24 protein-coding genes and 1 pseudogene are annotated in these 22,417 nt (G+C 40.3%); 10 read left to right on the top strand and 15 right to left on the bottom strand.

Going from position 1 to position 22,417, the window contains the following annotated elements; translation table 11 throughout:
- The first annotated feature begins 63 nt into the window (after positions 1-63).
- The 4 genes and pseudogenes from gcvA to ltrA all read left to right on the top strand — a co-directional run bounded on the left by gcvA (position 64) and on the right by ltrA (position 4,192).
- Positions 64-981, top strand: a complete 918-nt coding sequence (gene gcvA, locus KV40_RS24790; RefSeq protein ID WP_036487014.1) for a transcriptional regulator GcvA — start codon at positions 64-66, stop codon at positions 979-981.
- Between the two features lie 200 nt (positions 982-1,181).
- A complete protein-coding gene (locus tag KV40_RS24785) occupies positions 1,182-1,445 on the top strand; it encodes a plasmid pRiA4b ORF-3 family protein (protein ID WP_052055933.1) in 264 nt (87 codons plus the stop codon).
- A gap of 314 nt (positions 1,446-1,759) precedes the next feature.
- The gene (locus tag KV40_RS24780) at positions 1,760-2,005 is read left to right on the top strand and encodes a hypothetical protein (protein WP_036487013.1); all 246 of its coding nucleotides are present in this window, start codon (positions 1,760-1,762) and stop codon (positions 2,003-2,005) included.
- Between the two features lie 318 nt (positions 2,006-2,323).
- Positions 2,324-4,192: pseudogene (ltrA, locus tag KV40_RS24775) on the top strand (group II intron reverse transcriptase/maturase).
- On the opposite strand, the gene KV40_RS24770 reads toward ltrA, so the two are convergent.
- The 15 genes from KV40_RS24770 to KV40_RS24705 form a co-directional block, all read right to left on the bottom strand.
- The gene (locus tag KV40_RS24770; RefSeq protein WP_072013897.1) at positions 4,189-5,118 is read right to left on the bottom strand and encodes an AraC family transcriptional regulator; all 930 of its coding nucleotides are present in this window, start codon (positions 5,116-5,118) and stop codon (positions 4,189-4,191) included. The pseudogene ltrA and the gene KV40_RS24770 overlap by 4 nt on opposite strands.
- A 30-nt stretch (positions 5,119-5,148) precedes the next feature.
- Entirely contained in the window at positions 5,149-5,895 is a 747-nt protein-coding gene (locus tag KV40_RS24765) for an alpha/beta fold hydrolase (RefSeq protein WP_036487011.1), read from the bottom strand.
- 21 nt (positions 5,896-5,916) lie between these two features.
- The gene (locus tag KV40_RS24760; protein WP_036487010.1) at positions 5,917-6,906 is read right to left on the bottom strand and encodes an NAD(P)/FAD-dependent oxidoreductase; all 990 of its coding nucleotides are present in this window, start codon (positions 6,904-6,906) and stop codon (positions 5,917-5,919) included.
- 46 nt (positions 6,907-6,952) lie between these two features.
- On the bottom strand, positions 6,953-7,288 hold the full coding sequence (locus KV40_RS24755) for a hypothetical protein (RefSeq protein ID WP_036487008.1): 336 nt from the start codon (positions 7,286-7,288) through the stop codon (positions 6,953-6,955).
- Positions 7,289-7,459: 171 nt separating this feature from the next.
- Positions 7,460-7,813, bottom strand: a complete 354-nt coding sequence (gene trxA, locus KV40_RS24750; protein ID WP_036487006.1) for a thioredoxin — start codon at positions 7,811-7,813, stop codon at positions 7,460-7,462.
- Positions 7,814-7,967: 154 nt separating this feature from the next.
- A complete protein-coding gene (locus tag KV40_RS24745) occupies positions 7,968-8,540 on the bottom strand; it encodes a TetR/AcrR family transcriptional regulator (RefSeq protein ID WP_036487004.1) in 573 nt (190 codons plus the stop codon).
- Positions 8,541-8,923: 383 nt separating this feature from the next.
- Positions 8,924-9,490: a PIN domain-containing protein gene (locus KV40_RS24740; protein WP_036487002.1), complete on the bottom strand. Its 567-nt coding sequence runs from the start codon at positions 9,488-9,490 to the stop codon at positions 8,924-8,926.
- Complete coding sequence (locus tag KV40_RS24735; protein WP_036487000.1) at positions 9,480-9,953, bottom strand: helix-turn-helix domain-containing protein; 474 nt, start codon at positions 9,951-9,953, stop codon at positions 9,480-9,482. Before KV40_RS24735 ends, KV40_RS24740 begins: the two co-directional genes overlap by 11 nt.
- Positions 9,954-10,465: 512 nt before the next feature.
- On the bottom strand, positions 10,466-11,614 hold the full coding sequence (locus KV40_RS24730; RefSeq protein WP_052055932.1) for a SprT-like domain-containing protein: 1,149 nt from the start codon (positions 11,612-11,614) through the stop codon (positions 10,466-10,468).
- Positions 11,615-11,747: 133 nt separating this feature from the next.
- Positions 11,748-12,872 carry a hypothetical protein gene (locus KV40_RS24725; protein ID WP_036486998.1) on the bottom strand — a complete coding sequence of 375 codons (1,125 nt, stop codon included), beginning with the start codon at positions 12,870-12,872 and terminating at the stop codon, positions 11,748-11,750.
- Positions 12,873-12,975: 103 nt separating this feature from the next.
- Positions 12,976-13,233, bottom strand: coding sequence for a hypothetical protein (locus KV40_RS24720; RefSeq protein WP_036486996.1), 258 nt, complete (start codon positions 13,231-13,233; stop codon positions 12,976-12,978).
- Positions 13,234-13,703: 470 nt separating this feature from the next.
- Positions 13,704-14,501: a hypothetical protein gene (locus tag KV40_RS24715; RefSeq protein WP_036486994.1), complete on the bottom strand. Its 798-nt coding sequence runs from the start codon at positions 14,499-14,501 to the stop codon at positions 13,704-13,706.
- Between the two features lie 119 nt (positions 14,502-14,620).
- Positions 14,621-14,773, bottom strand: a complete 153-nt coding sequence (locus KV40_RS35240) for a hypothetical protein (RefSeq protein WP_156114166.1) — start codon at positions 14,771-14,773, stop codon at positions 14,621-14,623.
- Between the two features lie 143 nt (positions 14,774-14,916).
- Positions 14,917-17,847, bottom strand: a complete 2,931-nt coding sequence (locus KV40_RS32590) for a phage/plasmid primase, P4 family (RefSeq protein WP_052055931.1) — start codon at positions 17,845-17,847, stop codon at positions 14,917-14,919.
- Between the two features lie 274 nt (positions 17,848-18,121).
- Complete coding sequence (locus tag KV40_RS24705; protein WP_036487043.1) at positions 18,122-18,370, bottom strand: helix-turn-helix transcriptional regulator; 249 nt, start codon at positions 18,368-18,370, stop codon at positions 18,122-18,124.
- A gap of 276 nt (positions 18,371-18,646) precedes the next feature.
- Between KV40_RS24705 and KV40_RS24700 the strand changes: the two genes are divergently transcribed.
- From KV40_RS24700 to KV40_RS24675, 6 genes are all read left to right on the top strand, one after another.
- On the top strand, positions 18,647-18,901 hold the full coding sequence (locus tag KV40_RS24700; protein ID WP_036486992.1) for a hypothetical protein: 255 nt from the start codon (positions 18,647-18,649) through the stop codon (positions 18,899-18,901).
- A 163-nt stretch (positions 18,902-19,064) separates the two neighbouring features.
- A complete protein-coding gene (locus tag KV40_RS24695; RefSeq protein ID WP_036486990.1) occupies positions 19,065-19,772 on the top strand; it encodes a hypothetical protein in 708 nt (235 codons plus the stop codon).
- Between the two features lie 93 nt (positions 19,773-19,865).
- Positions 19,866-20,174, top strand: coding sequence for a hypothetical protein (locus tag KV40_RS24690; RefSeq protein ID WP_036486988.1), 309 nt, complete (start codon positions 19,866-19,868; stop codon positions 20,172-20,174).
- Positions 20,175-20,239: 65 nt separating this feature from the next.
- Positions 20,240-20,491: a type II toxin-antitoxin system HicA family toxin gene (locus tag KV40_RS24685; protein WP_036486986.1), complete on the top strand. Its 252-nt coding sequence runs from the start codon at positions 20,240-20,242 to the stop codon at positions 20,489-20,491.
- A gap of 46 nt (positions 20,492-20,537) precedes the next feature.
- Positions 20,538-21,035, top strand: coding sequence for a hypothetical protein (locus KV40_RS24680; RefSeq protein ID WP_156114165.1), 498 nt, complete (start codon positions 20,538-20,540; stop codon positions 21,033-21,035).
- 681 nt (positions 21,036-21,716) lie between these two features.
- Positions 21,717-22,417, top strand: a 701-nt coding sequence (locus KV40_RS24675; RefSeq protein ID WP_036486982.1) for an integrin alpha, incomplete at its 3' end; no start/stop codon positions are given.

Here is a 22,417-nt window from a genome sequence, read left to right as displayed (position 1 = left end):
TAAAAAGGGATTGCAAATTCAATTTGCTCACGTTTAAGATGAAAAAAACTTACCCACAAATCTATGCGATCGCTGCCACCGCTCAACGCCTTGCATACCTTTGAAGCTGCGGCTCGACACCTGAGTTTCCAGCAAGCGGCTGAAGAACTAGATGTCACGCCAACCGCAGTTAGTCATCAAATCAAAGTTCTCGAAGAGCGTCTGGGAGTAACCTTATTTCGCCGCCGCCCTCGTCCTCTAGCACTAACTGAAGCGGGGCAACTCCTGTATCCAGCACTAAGGGAAAGTCTGGACACAATCGACTCTGCGATCGCCAAGTTGACTAAAACTCCAGAATCTACTACTTTGACCGTGAGTGTAACGACGGTGTTTGCAGCCAAGTGGTTAGTTTCCCGTTTATCTGAGTTTCAACAATCTCATCCTGACATCGATCTGCGTCTACAAACCTCGAATGATGTAGTAAATCTGAACAAGCAGACGGTTGATCTAGCCATTCGTTATGGCAGAGGCAACTATTCTGGGTTTGCCGTCCGTAAGCTCATGTCTGATGTGTTTTTGCCTGTCTGTAATCCACGGTTATTGGAGGGTAAACATCTCATTAAAAAGCCCGATGATTTAGTGCATCATCCTCTGCTACATTTTGAGTGGATTCACTTTGGCACAGACGCTCCTGATTGGAAAAACTGGTTTGCTCTCACAAAGCTGAACGACATTAACCCAAATCGGGGACTGACATTTGATGAGGAAAGTTTAGCCATTCAAGCTGCGATCGCCGGTCAAGGAATAGCGTTATGCAGCAATATTCATGTCGCTGATGATGTGGCGTTAGGTTTTTTAGTCCAGCCTCTTAATATATCGCTAGATGGTTTTAACTATTCAGCAGTGTATTTAGAAAACCACTCGAAAGAACCACTGATTCTAACTTTTGTAGATTGGTTAGTCGAAGTAGCTGGCAGTTTCTTACAACCTAGAGCTAGTTAAAATAACTTTCTGTCTATAATCTTTAAAACTATTGCAGTATATATTATTCAACACTTTTAGTTCTTTGGATAAATATCACAATTTTGCAAGAACTACTCAAAGACTGCAAAAATTCATCACCTTGGCGATTGCCAAAATCTGGATTTGAAATGCTTATTGGAGAGCGAAAAAAAACGGGGGAAATCGCTTAAAATGAACTCATGCTAGAGTCAAACCCGCCCGTCACATATCAGCTAAAAATAGTGTTAGTCGGCATTAGTCCGATGATTTGGCGACGGATAAAAGTGAGTAGCAATAGCACTATTGCCGATCTGCACTACATCATCCAGATTGTCATGGGCTGGAAAGAGGAACATCTACACCAATTTCTCATTCATGGCGTACATTATGGCATCAATTACCCTGGCACGGGTGGATTCATGGGCAATGTTTATAAAATTCAAGACGGAGTTTCAATGCTTTGATATATGTGTTTTGATATATCCCAACTTCTATTTTAGGCAAAGTTTTTTGGCTATGAATGCGTTTTTAAAACATTTATGTAACTTATGTTTTAGCGATCGCTATGATTTTAAAATCAGATCGCTGTATTGATTGTACAGCAAGAGTTTCAGCAACAGGTTGCACTTCGTCGCACGAACCTTCGATCTACGTGCGACTCGTTTAGTCGAAACAAGGGATAAAACCTTTGGTATGACTAGCTTGGATAAGACTCAATCATGAGTATCTGAACCATGATAACTGAATATTTCGTGTAGGTGAGAGAGCCTGTAATAAGGTGCTAAATACTAACAAAAGCCCAAGTCATCAAGTCCTACTCTCTCGGTATTGGGAGTACAAGCATAACCCCTACGGTAGCGATTGGTCATCAATCCGTAAAGCGGGGTTAAATGTAGCTCTAACTGGTAGTCTGAACTGGTTATCTGCTAGCAAGAATTCTATGGATAAGGTTAATCCTGAAGTAAAAGGAATCACGATTCCCGTCGTAACCATCGTTAAGGGTAAACAGCCAAATCAGGACTGAAAGGCTGTAGCCAAAAGGCATCAGGGCATCTGGTTAATTGTCAGTGTTAATATGACAATCACAATACTAACCGCTCTCGGTGGACAGACACATCCTAAAGATTCATACCAACGAAATATTCGGAACGAGGAAATCCCTCTATAACTCTCAGGAAAAAGGTCGAAACTTCTGAGTAATCAACCAAGATGCAAACTCTCCGTCATATGGAGGCTATAGAGGGCGAAGGATTGAGGAAAAAGCGAATGCTCATTTGTAATGAATGAGATCTGCCCACGTCCTCACTGTTTTCAGTCAAGTAGTGATTAAGTAGTAATTAATATGTCTAAAACACGCGATTACAGCAGTGTGGAATGGAAACAGCTTAACTGGCGTAAAATCCAAAAAGCTGTTTGGAAGTTACAAAAGAGAATCTACCGAGCCTACGTCAATGGTGATGACAAACAAGGAAGAAAGCTGCAAAAAACCCTCATCAAATCCTATTACAACCGACTTTTATCTGTGAGAAAGGTCACGCAGGATAACTCAGGAAAGAAATCTGCGGGCGTAGATAAGGTTAAATCTTTAACCCCAAAACAGCGTTTTCAACTCGCTAACAATTTAAAACTAGGGGATAAATCCCAGCCTATTAGAAGGGTTTGGATTCCTAAACTGGAAGAAACGAAAAGCGACCTCTGGGAATTCCTGTAATGCGCGATAGAGCGGTACAAGCTTTAGTTAAAGCTGTTCTTGAACCCGAATGGGAGTCAAAATTTGAAAACAATTCTTATGGCTTCCGACCTGGTAGAAGCGCACATGACGCAATTGAAGCCATTTTCAACCAGATTAGATATAAATCAAAATTTGTGTTGGATGCAGATATAGCGAAATGTTTTGACCGAATTAACCACCAAAAACTCTTAACCAAGCTAAACACACTTCCTATCATCAGGAGACAAATTCGAGCCTGGTTAAGAGCGGATATTTGTGACTTTAAGAAGCATGAAAAAACTCCAAACCGCCAGGGAACGCCCCAGGGAGGCGTGATTTCTCCGCTTTTAAGCAACATAGCCCTACATGGAATGGAAAACAGGATTAAACAAATTAAAGGTGCATCTTTAATCAGATATGCTGACGATTTCGTAATCTTTCATGAAAATCTGGATACTCTCAAGGTCTGTCAAAATGTCATAAGTGAATGGTTATCCCACTACAACCTCGAATTAAAATCAAGCAAAACTAAAATTGTTCACACTCAACTTAAACTGGATAAACACCAACCAGGATTCGATTTTCTGGGATTCAATATACGCCAATACAAAGTTGGCAAATACCAGTCAGGGAAGAATGGACAGGGTAAATTATTGGGGTTTAAAACAATTACAAGACCATCATCCGATAGTGTTAGGAGGCACTATGAAAAACTTTCCCTTAAAATCGGAAGATTAAAAGCGGCACCCCAAGAAAAAATCATCAGTGAGTTAAATCCGATTATTAGAGGATGGTGTAATTACTACAGAACAGTATGTAGTCAAGAAACCTACTCAAAGGTTGGTTATTTAACTCATAAAAGGTTACGTAGATGGGCAGATAGAAGACATCCCAACAAAAGTAAACACTGGGTGGGAGATAAATACTGGGTAACTATAGGAGGAGATAATTGGGTTTTTGGCAAGGAATATAAGGATGATTTAATCACCTTAGAAAGACACACACAAACTGCCATTGCCCGTCATGTCAAAGTTAAAGGAAATAAAACACCCTATGACGGAGACACTATTTACTGGGCAAAAAGAAAGGGTTCGCACCCTGAATTGAAGCCTTCAACAGCCAAACTGCTGAAGAAACAAAATGGTAAGTGTAATTGGTGCGGTCTTAACTTCCTTGATGGAGATTTAATTGATACTGACCACATCATCCCCAAACAAGCGGGTGGTAACAATAGTAAAGATAATCTTCAGCTATTACACAAACATTGCCATGATACCAAAACGTTTAGTAACCAATTGGTTATAAAGCTTCATAAAGCGAAAAAGGAAGGAGAGAAGACCCAAAAATGGTTCAATAATCTGGACTGGGAATGGGTGGATGATATTCCTACCTTACTCAAAGTAGGTACTCATAAAGAGACTGAAAAGAGAGGAGCGCAGTGAGGTAAAAGTCTCGTGCTGCGTTCTGAAGACGAGTCGGGTTGGTGACAACCTGGCTTAGTCTAACGCCGAAAGGCGAATTTGCTTTGGTGTTACTCCAGTCAATCGCCTAAACTGTTGCGTCAAGTGGCTTTGGCTGGAAAAACCAACTTGTAGGGCGATATCCGCGATCGCCAAATTCGTTTTCGACAATAGCAATTTTGCTCGTTCGACTCGCTGTTGAATCACATATTGATGCGGCGAAGTACCCGTAATACGTTTGAATAAGCTAGCAAAATATGTCGGACTGATATTGATAACTGAGGCAATTTGAGAGAGGGATAAATCGCGATCGAGGTTCGTGTGAATATAGTCAATTGCTTGCTGCAACTGAGTATGAGTTAAACTTGTTTCTTGGGGTGTAACAATTTGTGCCACCTCAGAATAGTGTCGCAGCAAATGAATGACTAACGCTTGAGTTAGAGATTCGACATACAATCGCCCCATTATGCCACCCGACTGTAATTCAGCTAAAAACAGCATGGCGATATGTTGCAGTTGTAAATCTTGCTTGCGAAAATGATTGACGAGGTCACTTTGCTTTGTATCTATTTCAGATGATTTAGCAACTTTGGCGATTGTCTCCTGTTGTAAGTGAATATGTAGTTCTGTAAAGGATAACTGACTTGCCGGACAACGCCAGTAGGTTGGTTTTCTTGCAGGAACCAAAAGGCTGTCTCCCTTTTGAAAGAGAGATTCATGCAAGCGATTGTCAGACTTCTGGCTCAAATGACCTGGATGTCCTAGAGGTAAGATTAGCCAATGAGCTGACAGACCGGGAATTTCTTTTTCTTCTGTTTTGCCTAGACTTGGAGCGTATTGATACTGTTCGACCGAGATTCCCTTCCAGCCTATCTGCTGACTGGATAACACTGAAGTTCCCTTCAACCGCTGGCTGAGTTCGCTTGGTTTGAGAAGGTTCTCGGTCATAGATTTGGTTTTTGGCATTGGGCTTATCTAGTTTATTTGATGCTACTTTTAAATTGGTAATTGACTGGAAAGGAAGTTATCGATATGGTTGGCGATCGCCTCTCCTTCTTCTTCCAAAGCAAAATGTCCCGTATCTAACAGATGAAATTCAATGTTTTTGAGGTCTTGTTTGTAGGGATGCGCTCCTGATTCGGGAAAGATATAATCATTTTTGCCCCAGGTAATGAGCGTAGGAGGTTGATGTTTCCTCAAATATTCTTGCCACTGTGGATACAAAGGCGGATTAGAACTATAGCTATAAAACAAAGCTAGCTGAATCTCTTGATTTTCAAGACGATCTAGAAATAGCCGATCGAGATTCCAACTGTCGGGACTAATTGCTTCGGAATCGCGAACGCCGTGGATATATTGCCATTTAATAGCCTCAACATTTAAGAATTCTCTTAGTTTATCGGCATTTTCGGTCGTCTTATCTTGCCAATAGGTTTTAATCGGAGTCCAAAAATCTTTTAAACTCTCTTCGTAAGCATTACCGTTCTGGATTAGCAGTGCCTGAACCCGTTCGGGATGGGCAACAGCGAGGCGAAAACCGATTGGTGCGCCATAATCCATCAGATAAAGACTATATTGTTGTAAATTTAATGCTCGGACAAATTTTTCCATTACTTTGGCTAGGCGGTCAAAAGTATAATCAAAATCATCTATATTCGGCATCGAACTGTTACCATAACCAGGGTAATTTGGGGCAATCAAATGATATTTGTGGGATAAAGCTGGTATGAGATTGCGGAACATAAATAATTCATTATTGCCTTTCTAATCTCTAGCTTGTTGGACGACAGTTTTTGAAAAAGTGCTACGACGGATATCGCGCCAAATTTGAGTTGCAGCTAATGCCCCATCCGCAGCAGCTACCACCACTTGATTCAATCCCACCTTGAGATCGCCAATGGCAAAAATACGTGGGTGGGAAGTCCGAGCCATCTTGTCCGTAACTAAATTTCCGCCTTGTTTTTCTAGCTCGAATTTATCTAAATAAGTAGCATGATATTTAGAACCCATTGAAATCAAACCAGTATCTAATTTCACTATTCGACCATCGGTTAATTCCACTCCCGTCATTTGATGGTCTTCACCAATAAACTGCTCGATAGAAGTCGCTTCAATTTGATAGCCTTGAGCCTCTAATCTGCTGCGTAGGTCATCAGGTACTTCAAACAGTCCTTGAGTAAACAAAGTAATATTAGATGTAAACCAACCTAAAGGAAAAACAACTTCAGCATTTCCCGCACTGTTGGCAAAGACACCCACCTTTTTATCTGCCATTTCATAACCATCACAAATCAGACAAACATGAAGGTTATAACCCGCATATTCATAGACATTACGCATATTCTCTAACTCTGGCAGATAGTCAATAATGCCACTGGCTGCGATAAGATATTTAGCGCGAAAAGTATGGTACTGACTGTTATTGCGACCGATTTTTACTCTGATAGCAAAGGTTTCTCCTTCGTCTATTACTTCTTCTACATAAGCATCGAGTAAATCCCCACCCAGAGAAAGAAAATGCTCTTTACCCTGCCGCAGAACGGAACGACCAGGGGTATCGGGAGGTAAGCCTAAATAGTTATGCAGTTCGCTCATCCAAAAAGAACGAGCTTTTCCCTTATCAATAATTAAAGTATCGAGTAGATAGCGTTGCAGATATATTCCCGCAGAAAGTCCTCCCGCACCACCACCAATAACGATGGTGTCATAGATTTTTTCTGTAGCTGGTTGCCAAGTCTGTTTGGTAAGTTTCATATTACTACCTCATTTTGAATTAAGTAACAGTTAGTTGACGCTCGAATTACCGACGCTGTAATGTAGTCAGATGAGAGCGAACCTGATTGAGGTAATTGCTGTTGTTAATAGTTTCGGGAGCTAATCTGCCTGAAGCGATCGCTTTTTCGACCAAATCTTTGGCAGTTATTTTTCTAAATTGAACAGCAGCAACAAAAGCTCCATTACTGGGTATACCGCGCTCTGAGAAAGAACCTTGATAGCCACGACGGACTAAATTAAAAGGGGTAATTTCATTATTGCCGATCTCGTTTTGATTAATGGCAGCTAGGTCTTGCGCTACTGCGGGGTTGAAAATTAAAGAAAGAGTCAAAGCGGATAAACTAATTAATGAGCGTTCCATGATTTATGCTCCTGTTTTAAATATGTTTAGTTACCTATTAGAAGGTATATAAAATCGTGCGGATGTTGAAGCAACTGTAATCGGATACATAATTAGCCTCTATGAGCTTTACTTAAAAAATTCTGGAAGAGGGAAATAGGAAAGTATTGAGTACCCATCTCCCATCGTGAATTAAGCAGCTTTATCGCTCGGTGCTACTAATGTCTCGACTTTCTCGAACAGCAGTGGTTTGGGAAGCAGTCCTGCCACACGCTCTTTAACTTGTCCGCGAGCGAAGAACAATAAAGTGGGAATTGCGTCAATCCGATACTGGCTGGCTATTTGAGGAAAGTCATCTATGTTTAATTTTCCAATCTTAACAACTCCAGCATACTTTTCTGCCAAGTCGGTCAAAATGGGATTGATTACCCGACAAGGACCACACCACGGTGCCCAGAAGTCAACAACTACGGGAATCGAACTGTTGAGAACTTCCGTTGCAAAGTTCTCGGCGTTTAAAGTAATCGGTACATTGGTGTTAGACATGATTTTGAACCTCTTAATAAAGTAATTTCTGTTGTCTCTAAGCTGCTTGACGACCAGCCGTTACCCCTCCATCAACTGGAAGAATTGCGTCCGCAATCTGATTTTATCTATTAGTAGGTAAACAAATAACTAAAAAAAATATTCTCTGACAGAGCTAGCCCTTCACAATCACGATTAATTGCTCGACAATACTACGAAATTGGCTAATGCCACCATCGGCTCTGGCAATAAGTAGTCCACCTTCTAGTGAAGAAAAGATCGTAATAGCCATCGCTTCTGTTTGACCAGGAAACTTAAACTCTCCTGTTTCCTGTCCTTCTTGGAGAAGTTTTATCAAACAAACTCTATTATCTTGATAAAACCGAGAAACTCGCTCGGTTGATGAAGATTCAAGAGTTTTAAATTCTGCTCCTAGCATTCCGCACAGACAAGCTTTGTCTTTCTCTCCACTGCTGAGAGTGGCTTCAAACAATCCGCAGTAACGACGCAACTTGACTTCAGCCGTATCCGAAATTTTCAAGATTGAATCTACCAATCTAAAAAAATCATCACTAAAGCGATCGAGCAAAGCAGCAACCAATTTCTCTTTGGTAGGAAAATGGTAGTGAATGCTGGCTTTACGAATATTGACCGCTTTGCTAATGTCAGCATAACTCATAGCGTTAAGTCCAACTCTTTGAATGAGTTCTTGGGCTGTATCGAGAATTTGAGTTTTGGTTGAGTTCATATTTTTATTCTACTAGTAGGTAGATAAAATTGTCAAGTTTTAGATAGATGATTGTTTTAATCTTTTAGCGATCGCAAAATATTGAGAATCAAATCGCTGTACCTTCTGCATAACAAGGCTTTTAGGATTTAGTTACCCCTAATCTTACGAACCGTATATTACCGTCTAATACTTCAGATTTAATACTTATACTTTCGTAGCAGAGCAATTATTGTAATAGTTTCTGAAGCTGAAATCTCAAGAAATTTTTAAACGGTTGACAAGTATTTTTCTAAAAGATCGCGATCGCGAAGCGGATGCCCTTCGGGCTTATCGCGCTATTCCCAACTATAAAAATCAGTCCAATTCTCGAAACCAAGCTTTTTAATCATCCACCACAATTATCAAGAACGAATCTTTTTTAGCATTAATACTGTATTGGGAAGCTGCTGACGTAGCAAACTAGACAAAAACTGTTCCCACGAACAAGGTGGATTTTTACGTCTCAACTGACATACTTTTACTACCTCTAACACTTGTAACGGATAAAGCTCTATTAAATTGGTTATGAAGGTATCTTGATGCTGTGCTTCTATCTTGTATTTGGTTAATTCCGATTCGGGAAAGTCTTTTAGGTTCGTGGTAACTATTACCTCTGCATCTGCTTTAATTGCTGCTGCTAAGATATGCCTATCATTAGAATCTGGTAGATTTAGAGTCGGAATAAGAGCTTCGTAATCGACAACCAGACAATCTCGAACATTAGCGTTCATTAAGTCTCGAAGGCGATACAGCTTTTCGATTGGTATTTCTGGTCGATTTCTACTTAAGTTTTCCAGCCATTCTCGATGTATTTGCTCAGTCCATTTGGCTCTTACTAAATCTCTAACCGCTAGCTCCATTAACAAATCTCGAAGGACATTGGGATACAATACGCAGGCATCATACACTACCGTCAGCTTAGGATTCATCGTATAGCTCTAGTTCTTCGCTCAAGCTAGTTAGTTCGTCTAGTGATTTACTTCTTCTAGCATCAATTTCCGCTTTGTATTTATATACCTCTTCTGCTAAAACTCGGCGATGCTGTCCCACTTTGTAGTGCGGTATTTCTCCCGAATCCAGTAGCTTAGTTAGATAAGGTCGAGATACATTCAGTATATTTGCTGCTTGTTGGGTAGTTAATTCTGCTTCTATTGGTACTATGGTCACTGCATTACCTTGAGCTATTTCTGACAAGATTTCTATCATCAGTTCGTAGGCTACCGTGGGAATCGTGAGTAACTTTTCCTCTCCACTATTTGTCTTTACTGTCAACAACTGAGTTGCAGAATTAGTATCGAAAATACTAGCTAAAATACGGCTACTTTCTGTAGACAGCTTTTTTTCTTCTTCTGACGGCATAGGAAGCTTATTTTGTCTTTCTAATGTAGCCATAGTTTGAGTTTACACTTTAAGAGCATTTATACTACTCTTCTTAGTTTACAAATTATGTGAAATAAACGCAACAAAACTTTCTTTTAACAGCGATCGCCTCTGGCGGATGACGGATGGCAACTGTGACGGTAAATAACAAAACTTCTCCGTATATTTGTTCAGCTATAAAAATGCAGTTCTACTTTGGTACGAGTGTCATTCCGCTAATTATGAGTTTTTGTATTTGCCGTCACATCCGTCACGTCTATATCTGACAAGGGTTTCAGCCATCAAGGTTTAGTCACAATTATCACGGCAGTTAAAACTTAATTGCTGCATATGTGCTACAAAACGACTAGCTTTTACTGCTACTCCCACTGTCGTTTTCTTTAACACTTGAAATAAATTTCTACTTCAGCTCTTGGGGTGCTTCTGTTGTGATTTCACCTTAGATCGCAGAAGGTTCATTAGATTAATAATTACATTGGGATTTCAAAAGATTGCTCTAGCCACTGTTGCGCCTCTTGATAGTGTTAAAATTTTCTTTCGCTACGACGAAATTCAGGAGTGTGTACCATGCGCTTTCCGTTTACCCATTTGACTCCATGATATTTATGCAGTAATTCGTGATATAAAACTAATTCCACTACCATTTGCGGTACTTGGGGATTGTCTAAAGTACGACTCATTACTACTCTGTCTCGCAAAGGCTCGTAGTGTCCCAATTTGCGTTGGGTCAAGATTTTATTCCAGCTTAGACGTGGTTTGGCTAACTTTCCTGTAAAGTATTCTCGATTTAGGCGATGAAACAATTCTTCTAAATCGTAATAACTTTCTCGATCTTTCTCCGCATCGACTTCGGCTATCAGATCCAATTCCAAAAGAATATCGCGATATTCTTCCGTTAAACCAAAGCTGCGAATCAGTTGTTTATCTTGGGGATTTTTACCCACTAAAATTAGATTAATAATTGCTTGTAAAACATTATCTTCAGCTTGGATAAATCCTTCGCTCAATTGTAGTTCGATATTTCCTTGATGATTCTTTCTATATTTATACAAGCCATTGTAGTTAGTAATGTTTACTTTAACTTCTGAGATATTTAGCCGCTCGGTTTTAATAGTTTGAGCGGCTAGGTTTTTGATTTTCCCGACAGTTTTTAGGTGGAGGTCGAGATAGTTTTCATCGCTGAGAAACTTCATCCAGGCATAAGCTTTGCGGGAAGGAGCGGTCAAGGCGGCGGGAGTGACCCGACTTTGTTGGCAAATGCCTTCGACTTGGAGAGTATAATCGCTCAAGGCTTTGCCGATAGATTTTAGTTGAGTAACTTTATAGTTAGGTGGTAGCTCTCTTATCCGTCGTTGAAGATTCTTTTGTTTTTTGATTAAGTTTTTAATTCGCAGAGTGGAACTGTTACTTGTAGCTGGTTCTTCCTCTTCCTGTTTTTGGTTAGTCACAGGTAAATTCTGCCAATCTATATTTTTGAGATAATCATAAGCTCGACGCGAACGCACGGGAAGTCTTTTAGATGAAGTCTTAGCTTCCTCACAGAGCTTGTCGATGGTTTGTAGAGAATCGAACACAAATTTTTTTAGAGAATCAACTTCGTCGGGATGAACTCCTTGTTGTAATTTACTTTTTACTCGATTGGCTGTTTTTACGATTCCTCTAATCCGAATCATCTCTAATACTGCTTGGTGCTGGTAATCGAATAAATCAAGCCGAGGGACTTCTCACACATTCTCACATATTTTTGTTGGTTGAGAGAAAACGCGCTCTTTCGGCTTCAATATAGGGTTAGTGTATAGCAACTAGCTAATTCTCTCGGCTCAAAAGTTTAGCTGCACGCATTCTTCTCAACAACCCCGAACGGTTAGAATACGTAGTTTGCATTTGCCGAATCCGAGATTGAAACGTAGCCGAGTCTTCCTCTAGTGCTGCTAAATCTCTCAAGTCAACCAAGTATTGAATTGCCTGCTCATAGGGTTGTGCTTGTTTGCGAGCAATCAAAGCGTCGATCGTTTCCCAGAGCTGAGCTTGTTGAGGCTTTAAAGATTCGAGATACTTACGGCGTTTGGCTTTTGCCGCTGCTTTCTCTTTTGCCTGTCGCTCTAAACGTTGGGTATCAGCTAAGACCCTTAACTCCGAAAAGCTGCGCCGCTCATTACTAAATACAGACGAAAGTTCGGAAACTTTAGCAAACTTTTGACGTAAACGTGCCTGAAGCTGGCTAGCAATCGCTGAGTCTCCTACAATAATTTCCAGTAACCACTGGGTTTTCTCTTTATCTGAGAGCGAATTGACCCAGTCTTTGAAAGTTTCTTTGGGTTCCTTTTTTGTTGGACTAGCCTTTGCTGCCACTGTGATTAAATCCGTATCCATTTCTAGCCAATCGACAAATGACTGAAGCGGAGCGTTGAGCTTTTGCAGATTAGGTGGAATAGGTGGCTCTTGTGCATCTTCCTTTAAGTAGGCAGAGACTGCCTCTGCCTGCAACCAAGCTAAATATAAAACCCGATAATCTTCTTGGAGAAGTGCCTGTCGTAATGATAGCAAATCACTAAGCCAATTATTATTTTCCTCAATCCAGCCACCGCCTTCCTCTCTGTGAATCTCAAGATTGAGGATTACATATTTTGCTGTAGTAGAGACCTCAATAATGTTGTCAATACAATAAGATTCCAATGCAGAGACATTAACTGCTGATTTGGGAAAACGAAACGCTAATTGGTAACTTCCCCAATTAGCCATGTAAAGCATGGCATCAAAGCATTTCTCTAAAACTGATAATGGATTCTCTGGAAAATCTGCATAACTGTAGGTAAAAACCGCTCTGGTGGCAGTAGGCTTCACCCGACTTGATAAACTTTGCAGATAGTCTTGTTCGGCTTTGGTAAGCGGGCGTTCGAGTGCCTGAAATTCATAATATTGGTATTCCATCGAATAGTAGAGTTATTCATCAAGTACAACTTCATCAGTAATTTTCAGGCTTTGCAGTGAAGCCTCAACTGCTCGTTCATCAATGCTAATGCTGTTCGACTTGCTATCCCAGTTCTTGACACAGTTCTCTCAACTGACACGAAAGTCGGTAGTAATACTCGCATTCAGACCAGTTGCCAATTTTCTTGGCTCTCAATTCTAAATGCCAAACCCTATCAATTAGTTCTTCTAATCTTAGTTTGAAACCATGAATACTCTCTTTGTGACCTTGAGCAATCGCTGTTTCCATTTCTCTAATCAGCTCAATTGAAACCTTTGCCTTATCTGCTCGATTTTCGATGCGCTCTATATAAGTTTCCATGATGCCTCAAAGAATACTGGGAGTATTTTAGGCTAATTAGGCATCTACTTCAAATGTTCTACAGTTGCTCCTGCTTTAATTACCTAACAATCTCAGTTCTTTGACAATGGTTTTGAAGAGTTTTTGACTTTGGTTAAATTTTCTTGCCAACAACAAAATCTAATTTGGACTGCTCTACAACTGTAGAGCTGTATAGTTTGATAACTGTGACGGTAAATAACAAAACTTACTTAGATTTTTGTCCTACTATGCAGAAGTAATTTTACTTTGGCGTATAGTAACACTACCTTTTAGAAGTTTTTAAATTTGCTGTCACATCCGTCACATCTATATCTAGCAAGGTTTCTAGCCATCAAACTTCAGTCACAGTCATCACTGTAGTTAAAACTTACTTGCTGCATATATACTACAAAGCAGACTGCCTGTAATGCTGCTTCCACTGCTGCTAGCTCGACACTTAAAACAAGTTCTTATTTCAGATACTTGGGTGCTTGAGTTGTGCTTTCACCAACCTGTGCGATCGCCTCAAAGTAATTTTTCTCTGGTTGAAATTTCGCTTTCACCCGCACGAAGTAACGGGGCATCTGCTGCTTTTTCTCAAGGTCTGGATCGTATTTAAACGCATCGACTGATGAATCTGCCGAATCTACAGGAATATAATTTGGTTTTAGTATCTTCTTAGCTCTTTTACTCCCAACTCTTTCTACTGTTTGAGCTAATTTTTCACTATAATTCCTTAACACTGCTATGACTGAGGACTTACAGAAGAGTACATACTGCCAAAACCCTGATAGATAAAACTCACCTGGCTCTAAATCTTGAAAAATACTGGTTCTGGCTTCTTCTGTATTCGCGACCGTTACCAAGTTGAAATTTATTTCGTAGCCTTCTTGTCCTTTGTTGTGATTGATTTGGGGATAAACTGATAGCTTTTTAATGCTACTGCCCTGAGATGCTATTTTTTCTACCAACGCTTTGTATCTTTGTTTTGATTTGGCAGTATAGCCCAAACGATATGTTTGCCCTTCTATGGTAATTGTAAGTTGTTCTTCGTTTTTAACCGCTACTAGACCCTCAAGCACTCCGATCGCTTGAAAAATACTATTAGATTCGGAATTTTGAGAGGTTTTAAGTTGGGTTTTGCTTGTATTGTCTGCTTTTAAATTAGATGATGAACTGTTCTTGGGACTAGAGACTTTATTGTCTCGCTCTTGTTTCTGTGCTTTATTTTTCGTCGAAGCAAGCGAAGAAGATTTATTCACCATCATTGACACCCAATAAAGTAAAGTAATTTTTCTTACTCTATCGAATTTTTTGAGCAATGGCGTTGCGGAAGCGCAACGCAAGTCGTAGACTCAGCTATGCGCCCTGGCTTATCGCTGCTAAACTACAATCCTAATCCAGTTTCGATCGCTGCCCTACCCTCAAGCTCGGCTGCGGCAGCAGTGTAACAAATTAGCTTAAAATCAAATGCTGTTCCCTCTGCATCAACATGGGGCGCGTTCCCTTGCGTCTTACGCCGAACAGCGCGTACGCGCAAACGCCGCTAGGCGGCTCTGAGGCGGTAGCCTCTGTGGGTCGCCCCATCAATAATTGAAAACTGGTAGCAATGGGCAGTTGTGTAATAAACCAGAAGGATATATTTATCAATTGCCACCCATTGTTCTACTCTAAATTTTCCTTTTAACATCTTCGTAATCGACTAATTTCTACTAACTCATCTACCAATTCTAAAGCCACTCTATCGTTCTCTATAGATAACACCTGAAATGGTTGCGCCCACGACCAATGACCAGGACATTCTTTAATCATTACGCGATCGCCTACCTTGATTTCTTCATTTTGGTTAGAGATTTCTTCAGCTTCTACTTCCTCAATATCTTCCCCTACTTCTGCTCGATCGTCTTCAGCAGTTTCTAACTTACTATCGGGAGCAACGCCCTCATCTATCAAGCAATCGATCGCTTTAACCACCTTTTCCATCACCATATTCCAGAGTTTGTTAATGACGGGCGACACAAGCCCCTGAAATGAATTCAGGGGACGCGCCCTCACATTCGTACTACCAGAATCTGCTTTGGTTCTTACTGCACCATTGGTAATTAATGGCGGCTCATCATCTGTTTTATCGCGAAGTCTTAAGCCTTTAATAAATGACCCCAGGCGATCGCGTCCCTTTTCTACATTTAATCTCAACTGATTGTTTAGCAGGTCGGATAGCAGATTAACAAACCTCCGTAACCCGATCGCGCGACTACCAGTATCGTGACAGTATTCCGTATAGTTGGGATATAGCCATTCATCATTGTGTAAATACCAATTATCCGAGTTACTATCTTTATCGCGCTTGGCTACCCCAATATTGGTTCTGGCTTCGGGGTCTAAGATTACCTTATTATCTAACCAATCAGCGATCGGATTGGTTTCTACCAAGGTTTGTGCCTTCATCACTGCTAAAGAAGGAACGGCAGTTTCGTAGTTTTTAACGATTTCAGTCGCTTTTACTTCGTCCATCCCTAGCACCCAATTCAGTAATCCTGGTAGATAGGGGACAAATTCACCAAACATTTCTCCGTTACGATGTTCGATGAGATTGCGCTGGCGATCGCTCTCAATCCGATTAAACATCGGTATGGAAATTCTTCTTCTTTCTAGTCCTGAAGTATAATCACTACTCTGAATCACTTCATTAGTTGCCACGATGACCATTGCTTGTGGGGTAAAACCACCACTACTTTGTTTGTATTTAACTTCATAAGGTAAGGTATCCTGTCCAGTTAAGGCTTTAAGCTCACTAACTTCCCCTGCGTAACGCTCCGAATCGTTGATTAAAACTAATCTTTTACCAGCAACCGAAGCTGGTTCAAACTTTTCAGACTCAAGTTTTTTCAAGGTAGTGGTATGAGTGTTTTCTTGTCCTACTAGTGCGATCGCTAATCTAGTAAAAGTGGATTTACCCGTTCCTCCAGGTCCTATTAATTCCAAATATTTCTGCCAATCGGTTCTACCAGTGACTACTCCTCGCAGATAGGCTCTCATTAGCTGGACTAAATCCTCATCACCCCGACACATTTGGTTTAGCCATTGCTGTATTGGGTAGCAGGACAACAGAGGATTATAGCTATATGGCAGACACCAAGTTAACTTATGTTCGGGGGCATGGGGTAACAGCTTTTTAGTTTCTAAGTTTAAAACCCCATTTCGCAGTGGTAACAATCCTGTAGCTTCATCCCAACAACGCACTGCCAAATCCATTTTTAGTAATCCGACTACACCATTGATAAAGCTGATGGTGAAACTTGGCTTTTTTCCTTTTGGATTCGATAAGGCTATCGCACTAGCAGTTTGTTCTAATTCTAACTTGACTAATTGCCCCACAAATTCTGTAGGTTCGATGCTCCAGATTCCCTCAATAACTGAACTATAACGATACCACTGCTGTAGCTCGGTATTCCATGCTAGGCGATCGCTGTACTTTTCTGCCAACCAACTAGAAAGATCTGACTGTGACCAGTTAGGAACTTCGTTCGGGGAAAGGGAAAAAGGAGAAAGGTTAAAGGGTTCTTCACTCCTTTTTTCCCTTACCCTTTGCCCTTTTTTCCTACACTCTAGACCTTTTATAGCAGCCTCTAATTTGGCTATTAGTTCTTCGGCATCTAAATGACCATGAGCTTTTACCCAATCAGCTAAATCTCCTTTCTCTGGTATTTCTGTCCAGATGTTTTTGGGATTGAGAACTAGACAAGGGAAGTCAACTTTAATAGCTGCTGATTCTACTAGGCTGGCTTTTTTTCTTCCTGCTTCGTCATTGTCGGGAAAGTAAACCAAACCCTCTGCACCAGATTTCTTGAGAGCTTTTATAGTTGAAGCGATTGCACTATGGTTCCAGTTAGAACCCTGCCATGTTATTGTCGCGATCGCTCTTTCTCTTGCTACTTCAACACATTTTTCTCCTTCTACTGCCAACACCCATTTGTTTTGACAATTAGCAGCAGCTTCATTTTGTCTGTAAGCGTTCCAATTTTTTGCTCCTTTTTTCCACCGTACTAATCCGTTCGAGCTAGTATGTGCCTGTCTAAAGGTTTTCTCTTTTCCTTTATTGGTTTGCCACTCAAAGCGTGATACCCATTGCGTTTTTGAGTAGTGGTAACGGGTTTCAGTAGCGATCGCTGGTATTCCCTGTTTCTGTAGCCATTCGGGAATTTCTGTATCCGTATTTGGCTGAGGTATATCTTCGGCTGCTGCTGGTAATCTGGCTAATCTGGGAACGGGAATTTCTAACTTAGGAACTTCAGGAACTGAATTTACACTTTTCCTTGCTCCCCTGCTCCCCTGCTCCAGGGCGCATTTGCGCCGACTCCTGGATAGGAGTCGCTGCGAAGCAGCCTCTCCCCTGCTCTCTACTACTTCGCTCCAGGGACGAATTGCTTCTCGGATATCCTTAACTTCGCAACCGCACTTAAACGGATGGTACTTGCCAGTAGGTTTGTCGATTTTAAAGCCACCATCGCCACATACAGGGCATTTACAGTGGTATTCAGAACCTGTTTCTTTGACTATTTCGAGGCGATCTAAATAGTCCAGAATCTTAAAAGGTGCGATGAAATTAATCATGCTACACCTCCCTTATTCAGACAGTTTAAAAGATGTTGCGCGAAAGTAGAGATGTCAAATGGTCTGACCTCTCGTAAAATATAATTATCCATTGGGTAACTCCTTATGGAATTTTTACTTGGGGCGATCGCTGTTCTTTGGTCGGAAACGGGCGGTCGCTCTTAATTTTTAGCTTTACTCTAATCGGCTATTTCTTTAGTTTTTTGAATTGGAAATGAAAACACGCTCTTAAAAAGCCGATTCTAATTCACTAAGAGAATTAATAATCTGAAAATTAGTTTTCAAATTTAACTCCCAAATCTACATTCAATTCTTGTTCAATCCTCCTAATAATTTCTTCGGTTGCTGGCGATCTCATATCTTCTGACTCTAATTGATACCAGTAAGAACGACTAATATTACAATCACGACAAATTTGGCTTAAAGAACGAGGATCGTTCTCTCTAGCTTCTTTGATTCGCTGTCCCAAACCTGGGAAATCACCAATACTCTCCTGAACTCGTTTGACTTGCAATGTTTTCATAATTAAATTTCCAATTCTCATCATATTGTATATTGTCTACAGATGTTTGACAACTGTTTGCAGACAATTTACAATAAAGTTATTAGGAAACAACAGCACATTGCAAGCCTAAAGTTAACCAAAGTGCCATAATTCAGTATTTATCTGCACCAAGAAAAAATAATAAAACTCTTTTTCAGGAAACTAACGTGGCAGGTTTAATATAAACCGTAGAACGAGGAGCAACTACTAAGAGTTAAAATATAAAAATAAGACCTAAAGGTCAAAATCGAACCAATGACTAGTGCTGAATCCAAACCAAATTACGAAAACGCAATTTTACAGCAATTAATTAAAAATGCCGAACGATTAGCAGTAATCGAGTTTGAAACCAAAACCATGAAAACCCAAGTCAACAAAATCGATATCTTGGAGCAAAAAGTAGACTATATTTATAAGTCATTAAAATGGGTTTTCGGATTGCTTGGAGCAATATTAATTGCCGTAATAGCCAACTTATTAAGCCAACCTATTTTAAGTTGGCTCAGTTGAACGCACATCAGAATTCAATCAAATTTATCCTTATCTTTTTCAACTAAGATAGGGATTTTTTTTATTAGCTATCGCTAAAAAATTAGTGGACTTAACACGAAGGAGAGCAAGTACCGTCCAAAGTTCTGCTCTCCTTCTCACTCACCAATAATGAGGTAATCTCATGATGACATATACAGCAGAAAAATTACCACAATCAGTATCAACATTAGACGAAACACCCCTCGTCACCATTGAATTCGCACCGAACATTCATCCCACAGAAACCGAAAAATATAATTACCAACCTAAATTCAGATTCCATGATGAGGTAATCAACAAATTTAATCCTTCCAAGACACTTACTATCTGCGGAATGGAACTAATTGAAAGCAAAACATCATCAGGTAAACTTCTAAACCAACCCCGCTGGAAATATAAAGTTGATGAGGGAAGCTGGTACGAAGAATCAGTTTTAATCCGCCAATCTGACACCTGTGCTAAATGCACTTACTTTCAGGATTACCGCGACGAAAGAGGTACGGGCTGGTGTCACCTGTTTGACGACGCTACTAGAAGACACCACCAACGAACTAATGACTGCGAGCTTAACTCTGAATCTAGGTCACTCCTTGCCCTTCCATATTCAGAATACGATTACGGAGATATGGTTAAAGTCGTAGACTCCGACGAAGACCATAACGAATGGGCAACGTTTGAGGTTGTTGAGAAAAGACACAATCCTCAATGTTATTCCTCTCCTGAGCATTACTTCAGCGAGTCCGAATGGTATTATTTGCTATCTCCTGCTTATGAGGATATGTGGGTGGCAGAAAGAGATCTTTGCCATGCCGAACTTTCTTACACAATTGCAACTAAAGAACTGTTCTGACACATAACTGTTGGCTACTTAATCTTAGCTAGCCAACAGCCATACTTATTTTTTAAACTCGCCTCACTTTATTCAATACTCTCAATAATTATCATGATTCAGCCACAGCTTTTAGTAGAAATTAGAACTTTTAACCAGCCCTTTCCCGAATCAGAAGATATTCCAACTATCACTATCTATCATGACTCTCATGATAACTATTTCATGTCTTCGGGAATTGAGGAGATTAAAAATGCAGTTCTAAGAATAGTTCCGCATCTCGGCACAAACTGTCGGCATCCTCTTCTTTTCTCGGTTCGGCTTCTACCAGGGACTGAAACTGACGCTATTGTTGCCTCTATGTCTTACTCTTCTTCCTCTAAACCTAGAAAACGACAATCAAAGTTTAATAAACAGGCATAGTTGATTGTTAATTCAGTAGCTTTGCTAATCTCCTGCGCCGAGCGCGATTGCATGAGGATTCAGTAATGAAAATTAGAACCTTAAAGTCAAAGTTATCTAAAGCTGGTTTTGTCTACTGTTCTCGACGAGGCAAAGGTAGTCATAACTTCTGGAAACATCCTATTTACCCCATATTAATAGTGCAGTCTGGTAAAGATAACTCCGATGCTAAACCTTACCAAATCAAAGCCGTTGACTCGGCACTACAGCAAATCGATTGCCGTAGGCAATCCGCCATTTCGGAGAAATGTCGAATCAACGTAGTTGATTGTTCCTAAACTCTCCTTTAATAGTACAGAGGGTGGATATAAAGCCTTTAGCTACGTGGTTGTTTGGTTTTTAGATAGTCACAATCAACCTTTGTCGGAGTTACCTTTTCGGCTAAAGTGTTCTGGATATTCGGGAATTACTTTTCTCAAGAACTTTTCATACTACAATAATGCTGATAGCTTCTGTAAGAAGTTTCTTCAGACGTACAAAGCTTTGTCTGGTGATAAAGCGGCGGAGAAAAATGATGTTTTCTATGCCCACGCTGTTTACCAACCAACATTGGTTAGAGAAAAGGCTACATCTTCGGTTAATGGTCAAAGTTCCTACGCTGTAATGACTAAGAGTTTTGTTGAACCAACAAGGGATAATTTTACTAGTTTGATTGTTAAGAATGGTTCTTCAGTCAGTGAACGTATTAAACAGCTAATCGAGACTACTAAATCCTGGTTGAAAACTGAATCAGTAGAACCTGAAGAAGAAAAGGCTGAGAGCGAAGAATTAGAGCAGGATGTCGTTGAGACAGATTTGTCTGCTGACCCTATTCCTTTTTGACTTTAGACCAATAGAAAATGAGTACCGCAGATATCTAAACCTCGCGATATCTGCTTTTTATATTCTGTCGGGATTAAGCACTCTGCTCTGCCGCTGCAATCATGCAATCGCGCTCCAACTTTTTTGCGTTGCTCCCTGCCAAAAGTAAAAAAATACAAGTCAGTGACCCAATTATTTTTTGTGTAAGAATAGTACAGCAATACAACTGTTTACTTTAGGCTATCTATTTAAGTAAGTTCTAAAGTAATCGGAGGAAGGAGTTTTGGCAAAAACTATTATCGATGTAGATGAGTTTAATGGTAATAATGGGAGAACTTATCGCGCTCATAGAAAATGTCTCTGCCAATTTGAGTCTTAACGATAAAGCATTTATCTTTGTCTGAGTTGTACATGGATTTTGAGGACGAATTGTTCTTAAAAAACTACCTATATTTAATTTGACGCGATTATCCGAAGGATACGCTGAGTCCTTCTGACTTGCGTTGCGCTTCCGCCGCGCATTGCCCACGATCGAAGCGACATCTGTATTACATTGACTGATATATGCACTCTCTACCGTTTGTAAAGTATTTAATTATGGCTTAACTATAATGAATAAAACCAATTCGAGCTATGATTTGCTTATAAAAATTCAACAAATAAAACTGATTAAATTAATCGGTTTACTATAGCTAACTTACTATGGTAAATATCTTCGCTCTTGATAATATCAATGGTAGCAACGGCTTGATAATTAACGGTATCGCTTCAGGCGATCGCCTGGGATATTCTGTCAGCAATGCTGGCGATGTTAACGGTGATGGTATTGAAGATATTATTGTCGGTGCGCCCGAAAAATTATACGATGAAGCTTTATATAACAATTACTTCGGGGAAGGCAAAAGTTATGTAATATTTGGGCGCAGAGAAATTGACGAAGATAAAATCGTCGATTTAGACAAGCTTRATGGTAGTAATGGGTTTGTCATCAATGGTATWGAAMTAGGCGATGGCTCTGGWTTCTCKRTCAGCARTGCAGGAGATGTTAATAGTGATGGTTTTGATGACTTAATTATTGGTGCGCCAAATTTATATACACCCGATCCCGAAGCARATCGCAGCTATGTATTGTTTGGGGGAACAGAAGTTGGTAGCAACAGCAGTATCGAACTAAGTTCTCTAGATGGCAGCAATGGTCTAGTAATTAATGGTATCAATGTGGGAGATGACCTTGGATTCTCGGTCAGCAGTGCAGGAGATGTCAATGACGATGGTATTGAAGATATTATTATCGGTGCGCCAGATACTAACTCTGGTGAGTTTGAACTATCAGGGGAAAGTTACGTAGTATTTGGTGGCAGTGACGGCGTTATCGATCTAGATGCTCTCGATGGTAGTAATGG

It is taken from the genome of Myxosarcina sp. GI1 (genome assembly GCF_000756305.1).
Lineage (GTDB): Bacteria > Cyanobacteriota > Cyanobacteriia > Cyanobacteriales > Xenococcaceae > Myxosarcina.
This window is presented reverse-complemented; position numbering and strand designations above follow the sequence as displayed.